Here is a 21425-nt window from a genome sequence, read left to right on the forward strand (position 1 = left end):
GCTCAGCGCAAAGGTGCCTCATGACGGCACGGAGCGAAGCGGAGTGACGGCATGAGCGAGCGGACCGAGGTGGGCCGCTGGGGCCGGGCCGCGGCCCTGTCGCTGCTGGCCGGCACGGTGGGCGGCGCGGCGGTCCTCGCCGGCCAGGCCATCGTCGCCCGTAGCCGCGAGTACGCCCAGCCCGAGCTGGGTCTGGTGCTGCGCGCGACGGTCGGCCGTGCGGACGCGCCTCCGCTGCGGCTGGTGCTGCTGGGCGACTCGTCGGCGCTCGGTGTGGGTGTCGACCGGTTCGAGGACACGATCGGCGGTCAGCTGGCCAACCTGCTCGCCGAGGGGCCGGCCGGCCGCCGGGTGCAGCTGTCCAGCGTGGGTGTCTCCGGCTCGCGCGCCACCGACCTGGCGACCCAGGTGGCCCGGGCGCTGCTCGGCGAGCCGCCGGACGTGGCGGTGGTGCTGATCGGGGCGAACGACGCCACCGCGATGGTCCGGCCCGGTGACGCGGCGGCCTATCTCGGCTCGGCGGTACGCCGGCTGCGGGAGGCGCACGTCGAGGTGGTCGTGGGCACGTGTCCCGACCTGGGCGCGGTACGCGCGGTCGCCGCGCCGCTGCGTCAGGTGCTCGGCTGGTCCGGGCGGCGGATGGCGCGGGCCCAGACGGCGGCCGTGCTGGACGCCGGGGGCACCGTTGTCGACCTGGGCACCGAGACCGGCCCGGTCTTCCGCGCGGATGCGGGCACGCTGTGCCGCGACGGCTTCCACCCGTCGGCGGACGGCTACCGGGTGTGGGCGCACGCCCTGCTCCCGGCGGTCGAGGCGGCGGCTGCTGTCGCGTTCCGGCACCGCCGGCAGCCGCCCACGGGGTGACATTTCCCGCCCGCCTCGCGACTTCCCGGCATGTTACTCGCGCGTTAACGTTGGTTCATGCCGATTGAGTCGCCCCGCGACGCCGTCATCGTCGCCACCGCCCGGTCCCCCATCGGCCGCGCGTTCAAGGGTTCCCTCCGCGAGGTCCGCCCGGACGACCTCGCCGCCACCATCGTCCAGGCTGCTCTCGACAAGGTCCCGGCGCTCGATCCCGCCACCATCGACGACCTCTATCTGGGGTGCGGTCTGCCCGGCGGCGAGCAGGGCTTCAACATGGCCCGGGTGGTCGCCACCCTGATGGGCCTCGACGGCCTGCCCGGCGCCACGCTGACCCGCTACTGCGCGTCCTCGCTCCAGACCACCCGGATGGCGATGCACGCGATCCGCGCCGGTGAGGGTGACGTGTTCGTCTCCGCCGGTGTGGAGATGGTCTCCCGGTACGCCCGGGGCAACTCGGACACGCTGCCGCCGGAGGCGCAGGCGCTCGTCGGCGGCGGCTGGGAGAATCCCCGCTTCGCCGAGGCGCGGGAGCGTTCCGCGGCCCGCGCCCAGGGGGGTGCCGGGGTGTGGACCGACCCGCGCGAGACCGGGCAGCTCCCCGACATCTACCTCGCCATGGGGCAGACGGCGGAGAACCTGGCCCAGGTGTACGACGTGACCCGTGCGGACATGGACGCGTTCGGCGTCCGCAGCCAGAACCTCGCCGAGAAGGCGATCGCGGACGGTTTCTGGGCCCGCGAGATCACCCCTGTCACCACGCCGGACGGCACCGTGGTCAGCACCGACGACGGCCCGCGTGCCGGGGTGACGCTGGAGGCGGTGGCCGGTCTGAAGCCGGTGTTCCGCCCGGACGGCCGGATCACCGCGGGTAACTGCTGCCCGCTCAACGACGGCGCCGCCGCCGTGGTGATCATGAGCGCCGGGCGCGCGTCCGAGCTGGGTCTCACCCCGCTGGCCCGGATCGTGTCGACCGGCGTCACAGCGCTCTCCCCCGAGATCATGGGTCTGGGCCCGGTCGAGGCGTCGAAGCAGGCGCTGAAGCGGGCCGGCATGACCATCGACGACGTCGACCTGGTCGAGATCAACGAGGCGTTCGCCGCCCAGGTGATCCCGTCGTACCGGCAGCTCGGCATCCCGGAGGAGAAGCTGAACGTCTCCGGCGGCGCGATCGCTGTCGGCCACCCGTTCGGCATGACCGGCGCCCGGATCACCGGCACGCTGCTCAACGCGCTGGAGTGGCACGACAAGACCATCGGTCTGGAGACCATGTGCGTCGGCGGTGGCCAGGGCATGGCGATGGTGCTCGAACGACTGAGCTGAGACCGGTTCGCCGGAGCGCGGGCCGGGTACGGGAGACCGCATGGCGACCGTCGTGGAACGTGAGCGCAAGTACTCCGGCGACGAGGGTTTCCGGATGCCCGACCTGACCGGGTGCGGTGGCGTCGTGACCATGTCCGACGCCACCGTCTCGGATCTGGACGCCGTCTACTGGGACACCGGCGACCTTCTCCTGCTGCGCAGCGGACACGCGCTGCGCCGGCGTACCGGCGGGCACGACGCGGGCTGGCATCTCAAGGTGGGCGCGGTCGGTGGCACCCGGGTCGAGCACCAGTTCCCGGCCGGGGCGTCCGACGACGGTCCGCCGCCCGAGCTGGTCGCGCTGATCCGGGGCGCGTCGCGCGGCCACCCTGTCGCACCGGCGGCCCGGGTGGTCAACCGCCGCCGCGAACACCGGCTGTTGGGCGCGGACGGCCGGGTGCTGGCCGAGCTGGCCGAGGACGACGTCCGGTCCGAGGACCTGGTGGACGGTGCCGCGCGGACCTGGCACGAGATCGAGATCGAGCTGGTCGAGGGCGACGAGGCGTTGCTCGACGCGCTCGGTGGGCGGCTGCGCGCGGCAGGTGCCCGCGAGGTGGCGGTCAGCAAGTCGCACCGGGCCGTGGCCGGCCGGATCGAGCGCTTCGACGACCGGGAACCGGACGGTCCGGCGGCACCGGTCCTCGCGTACGTAAGGGCGCAGCGGGACGCGATCGTCGGCAACCATGCGGCCGCATACCAGGGGGACGAGGACGCCGTCCACGACATGCGCGTGGCGACCCGCCGGTTGCGGGCGACGCTGCGTACCTTCCGGGGTCTGTGGGACCGCCGGGAGAGCGAGGCGGTGCGGGCCGAGCTGCGCCGCCTCGGCGGGGAGCTGGGCCGGGTCCGCGACAGCCAGGTGATGGCCGCGCGGCTCACCGAGGCGGTGCACGAGCTGCCGGACGAGCTGGTGCTCGGTCCGGTCGCGGCGCGGATCGGCGAACGGTTCGCCGCCGATCTTGCCGAGGCGACCACCGCGCTGCGGTCCGCGCTGGACTCCGACCGCTACCCCGAACTGCTGGCCCGTCTGGACCGGCTGGCCGGCGCCCCTGCGGCCGATGTCGGCCGGCGCTGGGTCGACCGCCGGATCCGCCGGTCGGTGCGCCGCGCCGACGAGCGGCTGGACTGTTCGCTCGCCGTCACCGGGCCGGACGGGGACGCCGCGCTGCACGAGGCACGCAAGAAACTCAAGGCCGCCCGCTACGCGGTGGAGGTGCGCGAACCGGCCGCCGGCAAGCGGACCACCCGCCTGGTGAAGCAGTTCAAGGCGCTCCAGGATCTGCTCGGTACCCATCAGGACTCGGTAGTCACCCGGGAGGTGCTGCGGCGGCAGGCCCTTCAGGCGTACGCAGACGGCGAGAACACGTTCACCTACGGCCTGCTGCACGCGGGGCAGGCCGAGGCCGCCGGCCACGACCGCCCCGCGGTCCTGCGGGCGCGCGACCGCTCAAGACGCCGCAAGGTACGCCGCTGGCTCGAGCCCTGACCGTCCCCGCTCGTGTTGATCATAGAGTTGACGCGGATTCGCGTCCGTTTTGTCGCCGCCAACCTCATGATCAATGCGACGAAGGGCGGGGCGGAGTCAGAGGGCGGCGCGGGTTCGAGCTACCTGCGCGGTGGCCTCGGCCAGGACCTGCTCCGGGGGCGCGGCGAGCATCAGGTCCGCGGCCACCACGCGGAGCTGGTCGGGCAGGGCCAGGTCGCTGGGCAGGCGGGGCACCTCGCGGCGCGGCTCACCGGCCGCGTCGGCGGCCAGATTGGCGATCTCCTGGACCAGCTTGTGCACCAGGTCGGCCCGGGACACGTTGCCGCCGTCGGCCTTGGCCGACCAGCGCGGCTGCTGCCAGTGCCCGACCTGTCGGACCAGCAGGGTCACCGCCCGGTCCAGTTCCGCTGCGCTCATCGCCGCCGAGTCTACGGCGGCTCCGGGCCACGACGCGGCGACAGGCGCCCGAAGCCGCCGTCAGCGGCGTACGTAGCTGAGCAGGCGGAGGATCTGCCAGTACAGGAAGATCAGCCCGACCAGCAGACCGAACGCGCAGTACCAGGCGTAGCGTCGGGGCAGCCGGTTCGCGGCCGACCGCTCGACCAGATCGAAGTCGAGGACGAAACTGAGTGCGCCCGCGATGATCGCCACCACCGAGAACAGGTACGGCAACCAGCCCACCCGGTCACTCAGGCTGTAGACGACCGCCCCCTGCCGCCCGGTGAACAGGTACACGAACAGGTTGACCAGGCCGATCGCGACGATCCCGACGAGCGTGCCGATGACCAGCCGGGCCAGGCGCGGGGTCGCGCGCACCAGCCGGGCCCGGTAGAGCACCGCCATGCCGAGGAAGACGCCGAACGTGCCGACCACCGCCTGCGCCACGATCCCCGGATACACCATCTCGAAGGCGCGGCTGGCCACGCCGAGCAGCAACCCCTGGAGCACCGCGTAGCCGACGATCACCGGCGGGCTGGTGATCTGCTTCAGCGAGATGACGAGCACCAGGGCCAGGCTGGCCAGAGCACTTCCGGCGAGCGCGGCGGAGATCCACGCGGCCTGCGGCACCACCACCCAGGACACCGCCGCCGTGACGCCGGTGACCAGCAGCAGTCCCACGGTCCGGCTGACCACGTCGGCCACAGTCATCGCGTCGGCGGGCCCGACCCCTAGCACCTGCCGCTCGGCGCGGCCGACGTCGTCCAGCCGGTCCAGCACCGGGTTGGCACTGCGCACCGTGACCACCTCCCGCCCACGTACCCGGATCCCACTCTGCCCCGGGCGGCGCGGCGGGGACGGGAAAACGGCGACGCCCGCCGCCGCGGATGCGGCAGGCGGGCGTCGTCGGGGAGGGCGTGATGTCAGTCGTCGCCCTGGAAGTAGCTGAGCAGCCGCAGGATCTCGATGTAGAGCCAGACCAGGCCGACCACGATGCCGAAGGCGGCAGTCCAGGAGTAGCGCTGCGGGAGGCCCATCCGGACCCCCTCCTCGATGTCGGCGAAGTTGAGCACGAAGCTCAGCGACGCCACCACGATGCAGACCAGGCTGAAGCCGATCGCGAGCGGGCTGCCGTCGCGCAGGCCGGTGTTCACGCCGAACAGCGCCAGCACCAGGTTGACCAGCATCACGCCGAACAGGCCGGCCATGATCGCCACCATGATCCGGGCGAACTTCGGCGTGGCCCGGATGATCCGGGCCTTGTAGATCATCGCCATCAGGAAGAAGACGCCGAACGTGGCCACGACCGCCTGGAGCACGATGCCGTCGTAGAGCGACTCGAACGCCTTGCTGACCATGCCGACGAAGACGCCCTCGACGATCGAGTACGCCACGACGAGCGCCGGGTTGGCCATCCGCGAGAACGAGATGATCAGGCCGAGCACGAGGCCGACCACAGCGGCGCCGATCCAGGCCGGGCCGGCGAGCGCGTCCGGTACGAGCACCCAGGCCGCCGCGGCGGAGGCACCGAGGATGGCGAGCATGAGGACCGTCTTGACGACCACGTCGTCGAGGGTCATCGGGGTCACGGTGGGCGGGGCCACCGGCTGGCCGTAGCCGCCCGGGTAGGGCTGGGCATAAGGCTGCTGGGGGAACTGCTGCTGCTGGGGGTATCCGGGCTGACCGTACGGCCCGGGCTGGGCGTACCCGGCCGCCCGCTCACGCTCTGCCGCCTGGCCGAGCCGGGCGAGCACCGGGTTCGAGGTCTTCACTTCTCAGGCCTCCCTCAGGGGGTCGATCGCACGAAAGACGTGCTACTCCAGGGTAGACGTGGGCGCAATCGCGCGCGCTACGGCTAGCTGTGGGAAACCTGAGAGTTCACGTGCCCGGGGCGGGGGTCGAACCCGCACGCCTTGCGGCAGCCGCTTTTAAGGCGGCCGTGTCTGCCGTTCCACCACCCGGGCGGGTGACACCGGCGCGTCGACACGCGCGGGTGCAGATCTCACCGTAGCGGCTCGGCCGCGACGCGGCGTACCCCGACAGGTGGGGCCGTTATGGTCGAGGCCGTGACCAGCGCCGCCCGCACGGCCCCCGGGTCCGATCGCGCAGGGGCGGCCCGCCCGGCGGCGGTCACGCGCCGGGTGACGGCCGCCGTCCGGCGGCACCGCGCGGACCTGCTCGTGGGGTTGGCCTTCGTCGCGCTCGCCGGGTGGCTCACCCACGGCCTCTGGCCGGCGCCGGGCACACGGGTGCTCTCGCTGAACCCGGCCGACCAGACGCTGTACGAGTGGTTCCTGGCGCTGGACGCCCGTGCCCTGCGCGGTGAGCTGAGCCTGGTCAGCGACCGCCTGAACGCGCCGGACGGGGTCAACCTGATGGCGAACACCTCGGTCGTCGCGCTCGGCGTGCTGCTCGCCCCGGTCACGCTGGCGTTCGGCGCGCCGGTCACGTTCGCGCTGCTGGTCGCGCTCAACCTGGCCGGCACCGCGCTGGCCTGGTACCTGCTGTTCACCCGCGTCCTGCGGGCCCGCCCGCTCGCCGCCGGGCTGGGCGCGGCACTCTGCGGCTTCGGGCCGGGGATGGTCTCGCAGAGCAACGGGCACCTGCACATGACCGCGCAGTGGCTGGTCCCGGTGCTGGTCTGGCTCGTGGTCCGGCTGCTGCGCGCCGCCGACCCGGCCGGTCGCCCGGACGGCCCGGACCGCCGCCGGATGGCGTCCTCGGCGGTCGGGCTCGCCGCAGTCGTCGCCGCGCAGGTCTTCGTCGGCGAGGAGGTGCTGTTCCTCGCCGCACTCACCCTGGCGGTGACCGCTGTCGCGTACGGGCTGGCCGACCGGGACCTGCTGCGCCGGGCCGGTGCCGGGCTCGCCGGAGGGCTGCTCGCCGCCGCCGGGCTGGCGCTGCCGGTGCTGGCGTACCCGCTGTGGGTGCAGTTCGCCGGCCCGCAGGGCGTCGCGGACGGGATCTTCCCGCCCGCCTACTTCTCCGCCGACCTGGTCGGCTGGACCCGTCTGTCCGCGCTGACGGTGTTCGGCGACCCGGAGGCGGTACGGCTCACCACCGGCCCGGCCGAGTTCACCACGTTCCTGGGTTGGCCGCTGCTGCTGGTCGCCGTCGGCTGCGCGGTCTGGCTGGGCCGGCGCGCCCCGGTGGTGGCGCTCGTGGCCGGCGCGCTGGCGATGGCCGCGCTCGCGCTGGGGCCGGAGGTCATGGCCGGCGGGGAGCGGACCGGGATCCCCGGCCCGTACGCGCTGCTGGCAGGGCTGCCGGTGGTGGACGGCGCACTGCCGACGCGTTTCGCGCTGGCGGTGCTGCCGCTCGCCGGCACCGTGCTCACCCTCGCCGTGCACCGGGCGCTCGGCGAATCCGGCCGGGCCCGCCGGATCGTCCCGGTCGCGGCCGGCGCGGCGCTGCTCAGCGTCTTTCCCACCCCGCTGCCCACGATGGACCGGCCGCCGCTGCCCGAGTTCGTCACCGGCGGACACTGGCGGCAGTGCGTACGCCCCGGCGGGGTGCTGGTGCCGGTGCCCGCCGCCACGCCGCAGGACCCCTGGCCGATGCGCTGGGCCACCGCCACCGGTGTCGCCTTCGCCATGCCGGAGGGCTTCTTCATCGGCCCGTACGGCCCGGACGGCTCGGCCACCATGGGCACCTGGCAGCGACCCACCTCGGCGCTGCTCGCCGACGTGGCCCGCCGCGGCGTGGCACCGGCGGTCGGTGACCGGCAACGCCGCCAGGCCGCCCGGGACGTCGAGTTCTGGCACGCCTCGTGCGTGGTGGTGACCGACGACACACCGCACGCGGAGCTGCTGCGCCGCACCCTGGAGCAGCTCTACGGGCGGCCGGGAGTGCGGCTCGCCGACGCGTGGACCTGGCGGTTCTGAGGCCGGGCGGCGGTTCCGGGCCCCGGACACGGCGAAGGGCCCCTCCCGTACGGAAAGGGCCCTGTCGCGAAGGGCGTCAGACGCGCGCGGCGACCGGCGGGGCGGACGCCTCGGCGAACTCCTCGCGCGGGTCGTGCAGCTGGCCCAGCGCGACCACCTCACGCTTGAGGACGAACGCCAACGTCCAGTCGACCACCACGCGCACCTTGCGGTTGAACGAGGGGATCCGCGACATGTGGTACGTCCGGTGCATGAACCAGGCCGGCCAGCCGGTCATCTTGATGCCGTAGACCTGCGCCACGCCCTTGTACAGGCCGAGGCTCGCCACGCTGCCGGCGTGCTTGTGCTTGTAGTCGACCGGCTCGCGCCCGCGGATCACGTTCGCGATGTTGTCGGCCATCCGCGCCGCCTGCCGCACCGCGTGCTGCGCGCTCGGGGAGCAGAAGTTACCAGGCTCCTTGGTCAGGTCCGGTACGGCGGCGCAGTCACCGGCGCTCCACGCGCCCTCGACCACCCGGTCGCCGTCCACGATCTGCAGCGTCGGCCGGCAGGTGACCCGGCGGCGCTCGTCACGCGGGAAGTCCGTCGCGTCGAGCATCGGCGACGGCTTCACACCCGCCGTCCAGACGATCGTGTCGGACGGGAAGCTGTCGCCGTCGGAGAGCGTCACCACACCGTCGACGCAGGACTCCAGCCGGGTGTCCAGCCGGATGTCCATGTCCCGCTTCATCAGCTGCTGCACCGTGTAGGCACCCATGTCCCGGTCGACCTCGGGCAGCACCCGCTGGGTCGCCTCGACGAGCACCCAGCGCATGTCCTCCGGCTTCAGCTCCGGGTAGTAACGCAGCGCGTCCCGGGCCATGTCCTCCATCTCGGCGAGCGCCTCGATGCCGGCGTAGCCGCCGCCCACGAAGACGAACGTCAGCGCGCGGCTGCGGACCGCCGGGTCGGTGGTGGAGGCCGCCACGTCGAGCCGGTCCAACACGTGGTTGCGCAGGAAGATGGCCTCGCCGATGGTCTTGAACCCGATGCCGTTCTCGTGCAGGCCGGGGATCGGCAGGGTGCGGGAGACCGAGCCGGGCGCGACGACCACGTGGTCGTACCGGATCTCCCGGGCCGGGCCGCTGATCGGCTGCACCACGGCAGTCATGCGGTCGTGGTCGATCCGGGTGACGGTGCCCGCCACCACGGTGCACTTACGCAACTCCCGCCGCAGCGGCACCACAGCGTGCCGAGGGGAGATGTTGCCCGCCGATGCCTCCGGGAGGAACGGCTGGTACGTCATGTGCGGCTGCGGGTCGACGACGATGACCTCGGCCTCACGCCTGCTCAGCTTCTTGGACAGGCGCAGAGCGGCGTACAGGCCCACGTGACCGGCACCCACGACAAGGATCCGCTTCGGGTTCACGTCATCTATCTTTCCCCGGGTGCTTCGGGTAATCCCGCCCGAGACCCCCATCTGTGACGGAGCACAACCGGTGTGACCTGCGCAACGTCCCCGGAGCGCTGCGTCATCTGCGCCGGAGCAGCCAGCCCAGCAGCGCGCTCAGCCCCACCGCCACCAGCAGCCCCACCACTGTCGCCGCCTGTGAGCCGTCGGTCCCGCCCACTCCCCCGAGCCACGCCAGCACCACGCCGAGCACGGCACTGGCGAGCACCACGCCACCCGCGCGGCCCAGCCACCGCAACACCACGTCCGGGTCGATCAGCCCGTCGTACGGCAGTAGCGCGGCCAGCGCGCAGAGCGAGTGCGCCAGGTAGAGCAGCGTCGCCACGGCGAGCAGCCGCCACAGCGCCGGCGGCCGGTCGAAGCCGAACGTGGCCAGCAGCCAGCCGCCGACGGTCACCAGCGCGGTGAACGTCGGCCAGATCCGGCGCGGCCCGACCGCCGGCAGCACCGCGGCCACCGTCAGGGCCAGCAGCGAACGCGCGGTGAAAGCCTGCACCGGGTACGCGAGCAGGAAGCCCGCGAGCACGGTGAGCAAGATGCCGCCGCGTACCAGCAGCGGCAGCGGGCTGACCCGGGCGGCGGCGAACCGCAGCGCCCGTACCCGCTCCACCAGGGCATCCGTCACTGGGCCGGCCTTTCGTTCGCGACTGCGGGACTCCGCTCCGCTGCGTTCCTCGCGCTCACCGGGCTGCCTCTTCGTTCGCGACTGCGGGACTCCGCTCCGCTGCGTTCCTCGCGCTCACCGCAACCCTGCCTTCGGGGCGGTCGCCAGCCGGGCCACGTCGCGCAGCACCTCGTCCAGGCTGCCGGCGCCGGCCCAGCGCACCACCGGCACCCCGTGCTCGCGGAGCTGGCCGATCATCGTGTCCCGGTCCAGCCGCCACAGCCGGTACGCGACCTCGGCCCAGCCCCGCTCCTTCGGCACCGGCAGCTCGGCCGGCAACGTGTCCACCGCCACCACGAACCGCCCACCGCGGGCCAGCCGGGCCAGCATCTGCGCGGACCGCTCGTCGAGCAGCGGGGTGAGCACCACCACGAGCGCGTCCGAGGAGAGCACCTGCGGGCCGAAGACCTGGTCGTACGGCTCGTGCGGGGACGACTCGGCCTGCACGTCGAGCAGCCACTCCAGGACGGTCAGGTACTGCCGCCGCCCGGTGGCCGGACGCAGGCGGCGCGCGGCCGGGCCGTACTCAAGCATCGACACCCGGTCGCCGCGGTGCAGGTAGTGCTCGGCGATCGCGGCGCCGGCCCGGACCGTGGTGTCCAGCACCGACGCCGTCCCGTTCACGCCACCGGAGCGGCCCGCCTCGGCCAGCACGTCCAGCAGCACCACCACCTCGGCGTCCCGGTCCGACAGCGTCGCCGCGACGTGCAGTTGCCGGGCCCGCAGCGACACCCGCCAGTCGATCCGGCGCAGCCGGTCGCCGGGCGCGAACACGCGCACCCCGGCGAGTTCGCCGCCCTCGCCCGGCCGCCGCGAGCGGTGTGCGCCGACCAGCCCGGCGGCCCGGGGCATCGCCTCGACCGCGTCGAACGGTTCGGTACGCGGATAGACCCGGGCCCGGATCGGGTCGGTGACCATCGCGCGGGACACCAGCAGACCGTCGGCGGCGGCGACCCGCACCCCGGCCGGGCCGATCGGGTGCCGTCCCCACCGCAGGGCGGTGCCGGTCAGTTCCAGGTCGACGGCGCTGCCCCGGGGTACCGAGGTGACGAACGGGCGGTCCGCGCCCCCGGAGCGGCTCACGTCCACCCCGGCGCCGCCGAAGCCGACCTGCTCCACCCGCAGCCAGCGCGACATCCGGGTCCGGACCACCGCCAGGTCGTACCCGACCAGGTCGGGGTTGGCCACCGCGACGGTGGCGGCCAGCGGCGCGCCCTCGACCAGGTGGGTGTCCCCGACACCGAGTTCCAGCTCGGGCAGCGCGGCGGGACGGCGGCGCAACGCGTACGCGGTGCCGAGCGCGAACGGCGTGGCGAGCACCACCAGGTCGATGCGGCCGAGCAGCACCGCCGCGACGAGCAGCACGCCGGTGAGCAGCACGGCCCGGCCGAGCGCCCAGGTGGGCGCCCAGCCGCTCGCCGCGTCGGCCCGGTCCATCAGCGGCCGGCGGCGTAGCTGGGCAGCGCGCCGCTGGCCGGCGCGGGCGTGGAGTCCAGCACCTCGCCGACCACGAACGACGGGTCGACGCGGCGCAGCCACATCTCCGGCCGCAGCGTGATCCGGTGCGCGAGCGCGGGCGCCGCCACCGCCTTGACGTCCTCCGGCACCACGTAGTCGCGGTTGGCGAGCACCGCCCGCACCCGGGACAGCAGCAGCAGCGCCAGCGAGCCGCGCGGGGACGCGCCGACGAGCACCGAGGGGTGCTCGCGGGTCGCCGCGGTGAGCGCCACGATGTACCGGCCGACCGAGTCCTCGACCACCACGTCCTCCAGCGCGGCCTGCATGGCGCGCAGCGTGGCGGCGTCCACCACCGGCTTGATCTCCGCCTCCTCGCGGCGGCGGGCGATCCGGCGGCGCAGCACGTCCCACTCCTCGTCGTGGCTCGGGTAGCCGAACGACACCCGCAGCAGGAACCGGTCGAGTTGCGCCTCCGGCAGCGGGTACGTGCCCTCGTACTCGATGGGGTTGGCGGTGGCCAGCACGTGGAACGGCTCGTCCAGCCGATAGGTCACGCCCTCGACCGAGACCTGCTTCTCCTGCATCGCCTCCAGCAGCGCCGACTGGGTCTTCGGCGGCGTCCGGTTGATCTCGTCGGCGAGCAGCAGGTTGGTGAACACCGGGCCGGCCCGGAACGCGAAGTCGCCGCTGCTCTGGTCGTAGAGGAACGAGCCGGTCACGTCGGCGGGCAGCAGGTCCGGGGTGAACTGGAGCCGCCGGAAGTCCAGCCCGAGCGCCTGCGCGAAGGAACGCGCGGTGAGCGTCTTGCCCAGGCCGGGCAGATCCTCCAGCAGCACGTGACCACCGGCGAGGATGCCGGCCAGCACCAGCTCCAGCGCGTCCCGCTTGCCGACCACGACGGTGCCGACCGCGTCCAGGACGGTCCGGGCGAGCCGGCCCACCTCGGCGGGAGGCATGCTCCGGTCCACGTCGTTCATCAGATCTTCTCCAGTTCGGCGACGATCGCCGCGAGGTCGCGCGGCGACGGAGGGCGGCGGACGGGGATGGCGAGGAACGTCCACAGTGGCTCGCCGAGCACCGCCCGGGCGCGGGCCGGGTCGGACTCACGGGTGACCCCGTGGCGCTGGCGCAGCCGTTCGTCGGCCAGCTCGCCGAGGCGGGGCAGGACGCGCTCGGTGAACCGCTCCTGGTTGCCGGCGCACCAGTCCAGCGGACGCTCCCAGCCGTTGATCGCGGTACGCAGCGCGTCCCGCGCGGACCAGTTCCAGGTGCCGGGCTCCTCACCGGCGGGTACCCGGGCACCCGTGCGGGACGGCGGCGGTGGTGACAGCGCGGTGGTGACCCGGCGTACGGCGAGCACGGCGAGCACCCCCGCCACGACGATCCAGATCGGCACCTTCAGGCCGACCGCGCGCAGCCCGACCACGACCACCACGACGACGGCGGCGGTGGCCGCGACGGTCCGCAGCAGCAGGCGCGCCCGGCCGCCGCCCGAGGGCCGGACGTCCTGTCCGGCGGGCTCCTCGCCGAACGAGAGCAGCTCGTCGATGCTGGTGCTCACGACGCCTCACCCGCCAGGCTGGTCAGCTCGCCGCGCAGCCGCCGCAACGCGGCGCGGGCCTGGTCCCGGGTGTGCTCGTCGACCGGGTGCGTGGCATACCGGGCCTCCCGGTAGACGCGCGCGAAACCGTCGAGCACGTCGGCGCTGGCGATCGCCGGGATGCCGGCCGCCGGATCGCCGCGCAGCAGCCGACCGACCAGGTCGGTCGGGGTGTCGCCGGTGCGCCGGGGCACGCCCGCGTCCTCGGCGGCCTCCTCCAGGCGCACCCAGCAGGCGATCACGGCGGTCCGCGGGTCGGTGGAGCGGTCGTCCAGTTCGACGAGCCCGGCGTCGAGCGCGGCCACCACCTCACGGGCGGTCCCCTCCGCGGTACGCCTGGTGCGTCGCACCGGCACCGCGCGGGTGGTGCGACGCAGCGCGCCCCGGAGCACGTTCCACAGGACGTACCCGACAGCGACCAGCACCGCCGCTGACGACAACACCAGGGCGGCGGTCGCCAGCCAGCCCGGCACACCGCCCGAGGTGGGCTCACCGGCGTCGCGGGGTTCGACGGGGATCGACGGCACCGCCTCGGGCGACGGGTAGTCCGGAACGTACGGGATGGTGTCGGCGACGGGCGGGATCCGGCTGGCCCCGATGGCGGAGTGACCGGCGGCGAACGCGGCGAGCGCGAGCAGCACCGTCACCGCGGCGACCGGCCACCACCTACGCAGTACGCCGAAATCCATCCCACCGCCTCAGGTGTTCTTCAGTCCACCCCGGCCAGGTCCTTCGCCCGGGTGAACACGTCGTCCAGCATCGCCGGTGTGAGCCGGCCGGTGAACGTGTTCTGCTGGCTGACGTGATAGCAGCCCAGCAACGCCGGCACCGACTCGCCGGACCAGTGTGCCCCATGACCGAACACCGGTCGCGGTGTGGGCGGTCGCCACCCGTAGACCTGCCGTAACACCGGCCACCACGCGGCCCACGCGAACGCGCCCAGCGCGACCACGACGCGCAGTGTGGGCCGGATCAGTTCGACCTCGCGGTGCAGCCACGGCGCGCAGGCGTCCCGCTCGGCCGGGGTGGGCTTGTTGTCCGGCGGCGCGCACCGCACGGCGGCGAAGATCCGGGTGTCCCGCAACGTCAGGCCGTCGTCGGCGGCCACGCTCGTCGGCTGGTTGGCCAGCCCGGCGCGGTGCAGCGCGGCGAACAGCACGTCACCGGACCGGTCCCCGGTGAAGATCCGGCCGGTGCGGTTGCCGCCGTGCGCCGCGGGTGCCAGGCCGAGGATGGCGATGCGTGCGTCCGGCGGGCCGAGGCCGGGCACCGGCCGCCCCCAGTAGTCCTGGTCGCGGAACGCGGCCCGCCTGACCCGGGCCACCTCCTCCCGCCAGGCCACCAGGCGCGGGCAGGCGAAGCAGTCGCTGACCGCGCCGTCGAGGTCGGCCAGGTCGGCCGCCCGGTCGGCGCGGGCGACCACGTCCTGCGGGGTACGCGACTCAGCCAAGTTTCGCCCGGAACAGTTCCAGCGTGCGGGCCCAGGAGGTGGCGGCGGCCCGCTGGTCGAAGTGCTCGGGCCGGTCCTCGTTGAAGAACGCGTGCGCGGTGCCCGGGTAGTCGAACGTCTGGCAGGTGCCGCCGGCGGACTCGATGGACCGGCGTACGCTCTGCACCCCGTCGGCGGCGGAGAGGCCGTCCGCCTCGGAGCAGTGGATGAGCGCCGCCTTCCCGGCGTAGCCGGCCCAGCCGCCTTCGTCCGCCGACCCGACGGCCATGCCCTCCCAGGGCAGGCGCGGGTAGAACCCGGCGGTGGCCACGATGCGCTCGGAGAACGTGGCGGACCACAGGGCCAGGCTGGCGCCCGCGCTGAACCCGGCGCAGCCCACCTTGCCGGCGACCTCGGACCGCCCGGCCAGGTATTCGGCGGCGGCGGCGATGTCGCTGGCCGCCTCGTCCATCTGGGAGCTGTTCAGCATCAGCCGCGGCTCGGTCGGCTTCACGGCCGGGCCGCCGTGCCGGAAGTCGGGCGCGAGGGCGACGAAACCGGCCTCGGCGAAGCGGTCCACCACGGCCCGGACGTGGGGCACCAGTCCCCACCAGTCCTGGATGACGATGACCGCCGGGCTGGCCGCACCGCCGGTGGGTATCGCGAGATACCCCTCGCTCGTCCCTCCGTTGCCGGTGAAGCTCACCATCTCGCCCATGGGCCCGTCCTCCTTGCGGTCAGTCAACGTTGGCTGGTCGCACAGTTGGCTGTTACGTGCCGGTAGCGTGCCACGCGGTGAGCGGCCCGGGGAAGACGGAACAACAGTGGCATTCACCTCCTGTCGAAGCGCCGGACGGGCACACATGCCGGGTATAGCGATTGCTAAACTATCCGCGTGGTGGCTGGAGACTGGGACGTCTACCTGGTCGACGAGGCGCGGCAGTGGCTCGACACTCTCGACGCGTCCACCCATGCGCGGGTGGTGCAGGCAATCGACCTCCTGGCCGAGCACGGACCAGGACTCGGACGGCCCCTTGTCGACACCATTCACGGTTCGTCGATGGCGAACTTGAAGGAGCTCCGGCCGGCGCACCGTGCGTATCCTTTTCGCGTGGTATCAGGAGGCCATTCCCGTCGCCGAGCACCGCTACGAGCTCTACCTCAAGGACCGGGCACGAGAGGAAGGGAAGGCATGAGCGACTACTCCCGGTGGCAGGACATCCGCGCCGACCACGTCGCCCGGGCCGGCGGGGAAGAGGCAGTCGATGCGGGTAAGCAGGAACTCCTCGCCGAGTTTATCGGCCACCGCCTCGCGGAGGTACGGCGAGCGCGCGGCTTGACCCAGCAACAGGTCGCCGACCGGATGGGCGTCACCAAGGGACGGGTCTCCCAGATCGAGCAGGGAAAGATCTCCGGCCAGGAGGTAATGGCCCGATTCGCCGCAGCGCTGGGCGGCCGGCTCCACCAGGCGATCTACTTCGACGACGGTGACATCGCCACCATCGCCTGACAGCGGATCCCGCGAGATCTTGGAGGAACCCGGCCCCCATGAGGGCCCTTTCCTTCCAAAATCTCGCCGGGTTCGAGTGCGTCAGGGGGTCGACGTGGGTGCCGGGGAAGCGCTGATGGTGGGCGCGGTCGGGGTGGATGCGGTCGGGGTGGGGCTGTCCGTGGGCGTGGATACGGGCGGGGCGGTCGACGGCGGGGCCGGCGGGCCGAACGGGGCCCGCTCCGGGCAGTACGGGTAGGTGTTGCGCATCTCCGGCACCACACCCGAACCGTCCATGCAGCTCGGCCAGCCGAGCCGGATCGGCACGCCGTTCTGGTCGAACAGCCGCGCGTCGCGGATCAGCCGCCCCTGCTGGTCGTAGACGAAGACGTCCTCGATCCGGTCGTACCGCCTATCCACGGACGTCTGCTCGTAGCCGCTGTAGACGTCGGAGCCGGCGCGTTCGTCCACCTGGGCCAGCACGGCGAACGAGAACAACAGCAGCGCGGCGGTGACGATCTGATGCAGTTGTCGCTGCCACCCCGTGATCCCGGCCGAGCGGCGACCCCACCACAGCGAAACGGCCACCGCGCCGACGAGCAGCAGCAGGCCGGCCGACGCGTTGTTGTTCGGCCGTGGCAGCAGGCCCGGCCGGTCACCGTCCACCAGCACGCTGATCAGCAGGGCGGCCAGCCAGCCGCGGAGCAGCCACCAGGCCGGACGCAGCGGACGCAGGAAGTCGCTCACCGTCACGTGCCCGAGCACCGGGCCGAGCTGGCGGTCCAGCAGTCGCACCTGAACGGCCGCCTGCTCCCACGCCTCGGCCAGGCGGTGGAAGCGCGCCGGTCGCCGCCCCTCCCCGGCGCCGGCGGCGGCACGCAGCTCGGCCGCGTACGCCTCGGGGGTGCCCAGCCGGTCCACGAGCGCGCCCTCGCCCTCGGCGGCCACCTCGGCGAGGTGTTCCGGCAGTTCCTCGGTCAGCTCGTCGCGGACTCTCGGCGGCAGGTCGGCGAGCGCCGCGCGTACCCGGTCGACGTAGTCCGTGATCTCCTGCCCAGTGACGGTCATGCCGCCATCCCCCGATCGTCGAGCAGTGCGTCCATGGTGGTGGCGAACGAGCGCCACGTCTTGCCAGAGCGGGTGAGCTGGTCACGCCCGGCGGCGTTCAGCGAGTAGTACTTGCGGTGCGGCCCGGATTCGCTGGGCACCACGTACGTGGTGAGCAGACCGGCCGCGAACAGCCGGCGCAGCGTGCCGTAGACCGAGGCGTCGCCGACCTCGGTGAGGCCGGCCTCGCGTAGCCGCCGCAGGATGTCGTAGCCGTATCCGTCCTCGTCCTTGAGCACGGCGAGCACCGCCAGGTCGAGCACGCCCTTGAGGAGCTGCGTGGTATCCACGCTCAGCACACTAGTGCGCATTGCGCACTACCGTCAACGACACAACACCTAAAGGCGGGCGGTCCACCCGATGAAACGGTCGAACAGGTCGGCCGGGTTCGGGTTGGCGGCCAACAGGTCGCCGGTGGCGTCGAACAGGCAGCCGGCCATGTGGATCGACAGGGCGACGCGGTCGCGCCGGTAGTCCAGCAGCAGCAACAGGCGGGCCGACCGGCACGGCCAGGGCGCCGCGATCGCGAGACAGTCGCTGTTACCTACCGTCACGAGACGGTCGAGTTCGTGGGAATCGCTGAGATCCGAGACATGCTCGGCGGCGTCTCGCGTGCCCGCGCGTCAGTGGTCGCTTCGCGACGCGACTTCCCCGCGCCCTATCAGGTGCTCCGGATGGGCCAGATCTGGCGGAAGTCCGACGTCGAGAAGTGGATCAGGGGAACACCGCCCCGACCTGGCGGCGGACCAACCCCGCCCGTCCCGTTGACCAAGGAGTTCGGGTTCTCACCGGCGCCCCGACCAGACACAAACTCCTTGATCACCGCCACGGAAACGCGGACGAGGGCTAGGCGAGACTTGATGGCTCAGACATAGAGCTTGCGGAGTTCGCGGGCGATGTCCGAGACCTCGGTCAGGGTGCCGCTGGCCACCGACATCACGAGAGCCTCGGCCTGATCGACATCGACGTCCTGGATCGGCACCTCGTTGAGGGCCAGAAACACACGCGCCGCCGCCCAGGCGAGACGCTTGTTCCCATCGGTCAGCGCATGGTTCATGCAGACCGAGTGCGGCAGCGCGGCGGCCTTGGTCCAGAGATCGGGGTAAGCCTCCTGGCCGAACGCCACGGTGGCCGGGCGGACCACCGCCGAAGAGAGCAGACCGAAATCACGGACCTGCGGCGTCTCACCCAGCACGATCGAGGCGATCTCCACGAGGTCGTCGACCTCGAGGTAGTTGATCACTCCGCCAACCGCCGCAGCAACTCGGCGTCACGCTCGGCAACCTCCCGCGCAAGATCCCGCACGCGGGCACGATGATTGCGCGCCGAGACGTACTCCTCGACGGCCACGACGATGGTGGCGTTCATCGATCGGTGCTCCTGCTCGGCAAGCTGCTTGAGCCGCTCGTGCAGTCCGTCAGGAAGATTGACTGTGGTGACCATATGGAAATCATACCGGCCACACGCAGGGAGACCCCCTATCTCGAGGCCGCCACCAGGCTCCAGGCGATGCCGTCGAGGATGTCGTGCTCGGAGGCGACCACCGACGGCATCCCGGCCCGTTCCATGATCACTCGCAGCACCAGCGCGCCCGCGCCGATCACGTCCGCCCGCCCCGGATGCATCACCGGGTACGCCAGCCGCTGCTCGCTGCTCCTGCCGAGCAGATCCGCGGTCACCGCGGCCACCTGCTCGTACGAGACCCGGGCGTGGTGGATGCGGCTGGGGTCGTACTCCTGGAGCCCCTGCGCCAGGGCGACCACCGTGGTGACCGAACCGGCGAGCCCGACCAGCGTGGCGGCCTCCCGGCCGGGCACGTCGGCGAGCGCGCGGTCGACGGCGGCGGCGATGTCGGCCTCGGCGGCGGCGACCTGCGCCGCGGTCGGCGGGTCGCCGTGCAGGTGCCGTTCGGTCATCCGGACGCAGCCGATGTCCACCGAGATCGCGCCGCGCACACCGTCGGCGCGGGTGCCGACGACGAACTCGGTGGAGCCGCCGCCGATGTCGACCACCAGGTAGGGCGGCTCGGCGTCGGCGGGCAGGCCGCGCACCGCGCCGGTGAACGACAGCCGCGCCTCCTCGTCGCCGGTCACGACCTCGGGCGGCACGCCGAGCGTGCGCTCGACCATGGCACGGAAGTCGGCGGCGTTGGAGGCGTCGCGGGAGGCAGAGGTGGCGCACATGCGTACCCGCTCGGCGCCGGACTTCTCGATCTCGGCCGCGTAGTCGGCGAGCGCGACGCGGGTCCGCTCGATGGCCTCCGGGGCGAGCCTGCCGGTCCGGTCGACGCCCTGCCCCAGCCGGACGATCTCCATCCGCCGCGAGACGTCCACCAGTGGTGCCGTCTCGCCGGCCGAAGCCTCCGGCAGGTCGGCGATCAGCAGTCGGATCGAGTTGGTCCCGCAGTCGATGGCTGCCACACGCGCGCTCACGGCGCCCACCCTACGGCAGCCCGCCCAAGCTCAGAGGCGCAGCAGCATCCGGGTGTTGCCGAGGGTGTTGGGCTTGACCCGTTCCAGGTTCAGGAACTCGGCGACGCCCTCGTCGTACGAGCGCAGGAGCTGCTCGTAGACGGGCTGCGGAACGGGCGCGCCGTCGATCTCGCGGAAGCCGAACGAGCCGAAGAACCCGGTCTCGAACGTGAGCACGAAGATCCGGGCGACGCCCAGCTCCCGCGCCACGCCGATCAGCTCACCGACGATCCGGTGCCCGATCCGGTGACCCCGGCAGGACGGGTCGACCGCGACCGTCCGGATCTCGGCCAGGTCCTCCCACATGACGTGCAGCGCGCCGCACCCGACCACCGCGCCGTCCGGCGTCACCGCGACCCGGAACTCCTGCACGTCCTCGTACAGCGTCACCGTCGCCTTGCTGAGCAGCCGCCGGTCGTCGGTGTAGGTGTCCACCAGCCGCCGGATCCCGCGTACGTCGGTGGTGCGGGCCCGGCGCACAGTGATCTCGTCGGCGCTCATCTCACCGGGCCGGTGGCACGGCCACGCAAGGGCCGGCCACCCACCACTTCTCCACCAGCGCCAGCGTCTCGTCACCGAACGGGTTGACCCCCGGCCCGGCCGCGAGCGCGTGCCCGAGGTGCACGTGCAGGCACTTCACCCGCCCCGGCATGCCGCCGGCCGAGATGCCGGCGATCTCCGGTACCTCGCCGATCACCTCCCGGCGGGCCAGGTAGTCCTCGTGCGCCGCCCGGTACCGCGCGGCCAGCTCCGGGTCCTCGGCCAGCCGTTCGGCCATCTCCTTCATCAGCCCGGCCGACTCCAGCCGGCTGCACGCCGCCGTGGCACGCGGGCAGGTCAGGTAGAACAGCGTCGGGAACGGCGTGCCGTCGGCCAGCCGGGGCGTCGTCTCCACCACGTCGGGCAGGCCGCAGGGACACCTGTGGGCCACCGCGCGGGTGCCGCGAGGCGGGCGTCCGAGCTGCGCGGCCACCGCGGCCAGGTCGGCCTCGGTGGCCGGCTGGCGTTCCGGCGGGGGTACGGAGTCCGCCGCCGGCTCCTGCGGTGGTACGACGCTCAAGGAAGTGCCTCTCGGATCGAAGCTCACTTGTCGGGGCGCTCGGCGTTGGCCGCCCGCACGCTTCCCCACAGGGTGTCGTACCAGGGCTCGGGCGGCTTCGGCGCCCCCGGCCCCGCGTCCTTGCCGGCGTCCTTCGCGGCGCCCTCCGGGTCGGAGAGCACCACGAGCAGCGTCTCGCCCGGCTTGCCCATGAAGAACCGCTCCCGGGCCTGCGTCTTGACGTACTCCGGATCCTGCCACTTGGCCGCCTCGGCGGTGAGCCGGTCGATCTCGGCCCGCTGGGCGGCCTGCGCGGCCTCCATCCGCTCGATGTCGGCCTGCTGGTCCAGGTAGACGCGGACCGGATAGGTGTACGCCAGGGCGAGCGCGATCAGCACCGCGAACAGCACAGTGGCGCGCCCGGTGAAGCGCCGGGGTTGGGGTGCGGTGAGCCGCTTCACCGGGCCACCGGCGGCGGTACGCCGGGCCGCGGCGGGGCGGCTCGCGGGGCGTACACCGTCGGCGGCACGGGACGCGCCGGGTGACCGGCCGGCGGCGCGCGCCTCCGCGCGGACGCCGTTGTCGCGGGCCGTGGACCGGACCCGGGGACCGCCCGTCCGGCCGGGCTGACCCGGCCGACGGGCGGGCCGCTGGCCACCCGGTGTGCGGCGCTGCTGCATCGTCACA

The 21425-nt window shown here is 73.1% G+C and carries 25 protein-coding genes, 1 tRNA gene and 1 pseudogene; 6 read left to right on the top strand and 21 right to left on the bottom strand.

What is annotated here, in order from left to right:
• Positions 1-51: 51 nt before the first annotated feature.
• From GA0070215_RS17160 to GA0070215_RS17170, 3 genes are read left to right on the top strand one after another with little or no spacing between them, the layout of a single operon-like run.
• Entirely contained in the window at positions 52-864 is an 813-nt protein-coding gene (locus tag GA0070215_RS17160; RefSeq protein WP_091047341.1) for an SGNH/GDSL hydrolase family protein, read from the top strand.
• 57 nt (positions 865-921) lie between these two features.
• Positions 922-2184 (top strand): acetyl-CoA C-acetyltransferase, encoded by a 1263-nt coding sequence (locus GA0070215_RS17165; RefSeq protein WP_091047345.1) that lies wholly within the window; start codon positions 922-924, stop codon positions 2182-2184.
• Positions 2185-2224: 40 nt separating this feature from the next.
• A complete protein-coding gene (locus tag GA0070215_RS17170; protein WP_091047348.1) occupies positions 2225-3709 on the top strand; it encodes a CYTH and CHAD domain-containing protein in 1485 nt (494 codons plus the stop codon).
• Positions 3710-3805: 96 nt separating this feature from the next.
• On the opposite strand, the gene GA0070215_RS17175 is transcribed toward GA0070215_RS17170, so the two are convergent.
• The 4 genes from GA0070215_RS17175 to GA0070215_RS17190 all read right to left on the bottom strand — a co-directional run bounded on the left by GA0070215_RS17175 (position 3806) and on the right by GA0070215_RS17190 (position 6111).
• Entirely contained in the window at positions 3806-4126 is a 321-nt protein-coding gene (locus GA0070215_RS17175; RefSeq protein WP_018786193.1) for a hypothetical protein, read from the bottom strand.
• 60 nt (positions 4127-4186) lie between these two features.
• Positions 4187-4945 (bottom strand): Bax inhibitor-1/YccA family protein, encoded by a 759-nt coding sequence (locus tag GA0070215_RS17180; RefSeq protein WP_091047641.1) that lies wholly within the window; start codon positions 4943-4945, stop codon positions 4187-4189.
• 125 nt (positions 4946-5070) lie between these two features.
• Positions 5071-5919 (bottom strand): Bax inhibitor-1/YccA family protein, encoded by an 849-nt coding sequence (locus tag GA0070215_RS17185; RefSeq protein WP_091047352.1) that lies wholly within the window; start codon positions 5917-5919, stop codon positions 5071-5073.
• A gap of 111 nt (positions 5920-6030) precedes the next feature.
• Positions 6031-6111, bottom strand: a tRNA-Leu gene (locus GA0070215_RS17190).
• 90 nt (positions 6112-6201) lie between these two features.
• Here GA0070215_RS17190 and GA0070215_RS17195 point away from each other — a divergent pair.
• Positions 6202-8031, top strand: a complete 1830-nt coding sequence (locus GA0070215_RS17195; protein WP_091047355.1) for a DUF6311 domain-containing protein — start codon at positions 6202-6204, stop codon at positions 8029-8031.
• Between the two features lie 76 nt (positions 8032-8107).
• Here the strand turns inward: GA0070215_RS17195 and GA0070215_RS17200 are convergent, their stop codons facing one another.
• The 8 genes from GA0070215_RS17200 to GA0070215_RS17235 form a co-directional block, all read right to left on the bottom strand.
• Positions 8108-9439 (bottom strand): NAD(P)/FAD-dependent oxidoreductase, encoded by a 1332-nt coding sequence (locus GA0070215_RS17200; protein ID WP_018786189.1) that lies wholly within the window; start codon positions 9437-9439, stop codon positions 8108-8110.
• A gap of 103 nt (positions 9440-9542) precedes the next feature.
• The gene (locus tag GA0070215_RS17205; RefSeq protein WP_018786188.1) at positions 9543-10106 is read right to left on the bottom strand and encodes a hypothetical protein; all 564 of its coding nucleotides are present in this window, start codon (positions 10104-10106) and stop codon (positions 9543-9545) included.
• Between the two features lie 114 nt (positions 10107-10220).
• The gene (locus tag GA0070215_RS17210; protein WP_091047360.1) at positions 10221-11582 is read right to left on the bottom strand and encodes a DUF58 domain-containing protein; all 1362 of its coding nucleotides are present in this window, start codon (positions 11580-11582) and stop codon (positions 10221-10223) included.
• A complete protein-coding gene (locus GA0070215_RS17215) occupies positions 11582-12580 on the bottom strand; it encodes an AAA family ATPase (RefSeq protein WP_018786186.1) in 999 nt (332 codons plus the stop codon). The genes GA0070215_RS17210 and GA0070215_RS17215 overlap by 1 nt, the downstream gene beginning before the upstream one ends.
• On the bottom strand, positions 12580-13164 hold the full coding sequence (locus tag GA0070215_RS17220) for a hypothetical protein (RefSeq protein WP_018786185.1): 585 nt from the start codon (positions 13162-13164) through the stop codon (positions 12580-12582). Before GA0070215_RS17220 ends, GA0070215_RS17215 begins: the two co-directional genes overlap by 1 nt.
• Positions 13161-13892, bottom strand: a complete 732-nt coding sequence (locus tag GA0070215_RS17225; RefSeq protein ID WP_018786184.1) for a DUF4129 domain-containing protein — start codon at positions 13890-13892, stop codon at positions 13161-13163. The genes GA0070215_RS17220 and GA0070215_RS17225 overlap by 4 nt, the downstream gene beginning before the upstream one ends.
• Before the next feature lie 20 nt (positions 13893-13912).
• On the bottom strand, positions 13913-14626 hold the full coding sequence (locus tag GA0070215_RS17230; RefSeq protein WP_091047363.1) for a uracil-DNA glycosylase: 714 nt from the start codon (positions 14624-14626) through the stop codon (positions 13913-13915).
• 19 nt (positions 14627-14645) lie between these two features.
• A complete protein-coding gene (locus tag GA0070215_RS17235) occupies positions 14646-15350 on the bottom strand; it encodes a dienelactone hydrolase family protein (RefSeq protein ID WP_018786182.1) in 705 nt (234 codons plus the stop codon).
• Between the two features lie 177 nt (positions 15351-15527).
• On the opposite strand from GA0070215_RS17235, the pseudogene GA0070215_RS29715 reads away from it, so the two are divergent.
• Together GA0070215_RS29715 and GA0070215_RS29150 are read left to right on the top strand one after the other, a co-directional pair.
• Positions 15528-15828 (top strand): annotated as a pseudogene (locus GA0070215_RS29715) (type II toxin-antitoxin system RelE/ParE family toxin).
• Positions 15825-16142, top strand: coding sequence for a helix-turn-helix domain-containing protein (locus tag GA0070215_RS29150; RefSeq protein WP_244167034.1), 318 nt, complete (start codon positions 15825-15827; stop codon positions 16140-16142). Before GA0070215_RS29715 ends, GA0070215_RS29150 begins: the two are co-directional and overlap by 4 nt.
• A gap of 81 nt (positions 16143-16223) precedes the next feature.
• Here GA0070215_RS29150 and GA0070215_RS17245 read toward each other — a convergent pair whose 3' ends face one another.
• The 9 genes from GA0070215_RS17245 to GA0070215_RS17290 form a co-directional block, all read right to left on the bottom strand.
• Entirely contained in the window at positions 16224-17189 is a 966-nt protein-coding gene (locus tag GA0070215_RS17245) for an HAAS signaling domain-containing protein (protein WP_091047371.1), read from the bottom strand.
• Positions 17186-17518: a PadR family transcriptional regulator gene (locus tag GA0070215_RS17250; RefSeq protein WP_030271259.1), complete on the bottom strand. Its 333-nt coding sequence runs from the start codon at positions 17516-17518 to the stop codon at positions 17186-17188. Before GA0070215_RS17250 ends, GA0070215_RS17245 begins: the two co-directional genes overlap by 4 nt.
• A 48-nt stretch (positions 17519-17566) precedes the next feature.
• Positions 17567-17782: a hypothetical protein gene (locus GA0070215_RS17255; RefSeq protein ID WP_091047375.1), complete on the bottom strand. Its 216-nt coding sequence runs from the start codon at positions 17780-17782 to the stop codon at positions 17567-17569.
• Between the two features lie 311 nt (positions 17783-18093).
• Positions 18094-18471 carry a type II toxin-antitoxin system death-on-curing family toxin gene (locus tag GA0070215_RS17265; RefSeq protein WP_091047378.1) on the bottom strand — a complete coding sequence of 126 codons (378 nt, stop codon included), beginning with the start codon at positions 18469-18471 and terminating at the stop codon, positions 18094-18096.
• Positions 18468-18671, bottom strand: a complete 204-nt coding sequence (locus GA0070215_RS17270; protein ID WP_013731632.1) for a ribbon-helix-helix domain-containing protein — start codon at positions 18669-18671, stop codon at positions 18468-18470. Before GA0070215_RS17270 ends, GA0070215_RS17265 begins: the two co-directional genes overlap by 4 nt.
• A 35-nt stretch (positions 18672-18706) precedes the next feature.
• Positions 18707-19648: a Ppx/GppA phosphatase family protein gene (locus GA0070215_RS17275; RefSeq protein ID WP_091047645.1), complete on the bottom strand. Its 942-nt coding sequence runs from the start codon at positions 19646-19648 to the stop codon at positions 18707-18709.
• 42 nt (positions 19649-19690) lie between these two features.
• On the bottom strand, positions 19691-20200 hold the full coding sequence (locus GA0070215_RS17280; protein WP_018786175.1) for an amino-acid N-acetyltransferase: 510 nt from the start codon (positions 20198-20200) through the stop codon (positions 19691-19693).
• A 1-nt stretch (position 20201) separates the two neighbouring features.
• Positions 20202-20759: a DUF501 domain-containing protein gene (locus GA0070215_RS17285; protein ID WP_018786174.1), complete on the bottom strand. Its 558-nt coding sequence runs from the start codon at positions 20757-20759 to the stop codon at positions 20202-20204.
• Positions 20760-20782: 23 nt separating this feature from the next.
• Positions 20783-21418, bottom strand: coding sequence for an FtsB family cell division protein (locus GA0070215_RS17290; RefSeq protein WP_036345723.1), 636 nt, complete (start codon positions 21416-21418; stop codon positions 20783-20785).
• Between the last annotated feature and the right edge of the window lie 7 nt (positions 21419-21425).

The organism is Micromonospora marina (assembly GCF_900091565.1).
GTDB classification, from domain to species: domain Bacteria; phylum Actinomycetota; class Actinomycetes; order Mycobacteriales; family Micromonosporaceae; genus Micromonospora; species Micromonospora marina.

Bases quoted from the DNA above. Each gene is read 5' to 3' on its own strand.
- GA0070215_RS17160 (WP_091047341.1), top strand. From the start codon at position 52: ATGAGCGAGCGGACCGAGGTGGGCCGCTGGGGCCGGGCCGCGGCCCTG.
- GA0070215_RS17165 (WP_091047345.1), top strand. From the start codon at position 922: ATGCCGATTGAGTCGCCCCGCGACGCCGTCATCGTCGCCACCGCCCGG.
- GA0070215_RS17170 (WP_091047348.1), top strand. From the start codon at position 2,225: ATGGCGACCGTCGTGGAACGTGAGCGCAAGTACTCCGGCGACGAGGGT.
- GA0070215_RS17175 (WP_018786193.1), bottom strand. From the start codon at position 4,126: ATGAGCGCAGCGGAACTGGACCGGGCGGTGACCCTGCTGGTCCGACAG.
- GA0070215_RS17195 (WP_091047355.1), top strand. From the start codon at position 6,202: ATGGTCGAGGCCGTGACCAGCGCCGCCCGCACGGCCCCCGGGTCCGAT.
- GA0070215_RS17210 (WP_091047360.1), bottom strand. From the start codon at position 11,582: ATGGACCGGGCCGACGCGGCGAGCGGCTGGGCGCCCACCTGGGCGCTC.
- GA0070215_RS17215 (WP_018786186.1), bottom strand. From the start codon at position 12,580: ATGAACGACGTGGACCGGAGCATGCCTCCCGCCGAGGTGGGCCGGCTC.
- GA0070215_RS17225 (WP_018786184.1), bottom strand. From the start codon at position 13,892: ATGGATTTCGGCGTACTGCGTAGGTGGTGGCCGGTCGCCGCGGTGACG.
- GA0070215_RS17235 (WP_018786182.1), bottom strand. From the start codon at position 15,350: ATGGGCGAGATGGTGAGCTTCACCGGCAACGGAGGGACGAGCGAGGGG.
- GA0070215_RS29150 (WP_244167034.1), top strand. From the start codon at position 15,825: ATGAGCGACTACTCCCGGTGGCAGGACATCCGCGCCGACCACGTCGCC.
- GA0070215_RS17245 (WP_091047371.1), bottom strand. From the start codon at position 17,189: ATGACCGTCACTGGGCAGGAGATCACGGACTACGTCGACCGGGTACGC.
- GA0070215_RS17270 (WP_013731632.1), bottom strand. From the start codon at position 18,671: ATGGTCACCACAGTCAATCTTCCTGACGGACTGCACGAGCGGCTCAAG.
- GA0070215_RS17280 (WP_018786175.1), bottom strand. From the start codon at position 20,200: ATGAGCGCCGACGAGATCACTGTGCGCCGGGCCCGCACCACCGACGTA.
- GA0070215_RS17290 (WP_036345723.1), bottom strand. From the start codon at position 21,418: ATGCAGCAGCGCCGCACACCGGGTGGCCAGCGGCCCGCCCGTCGGCCG.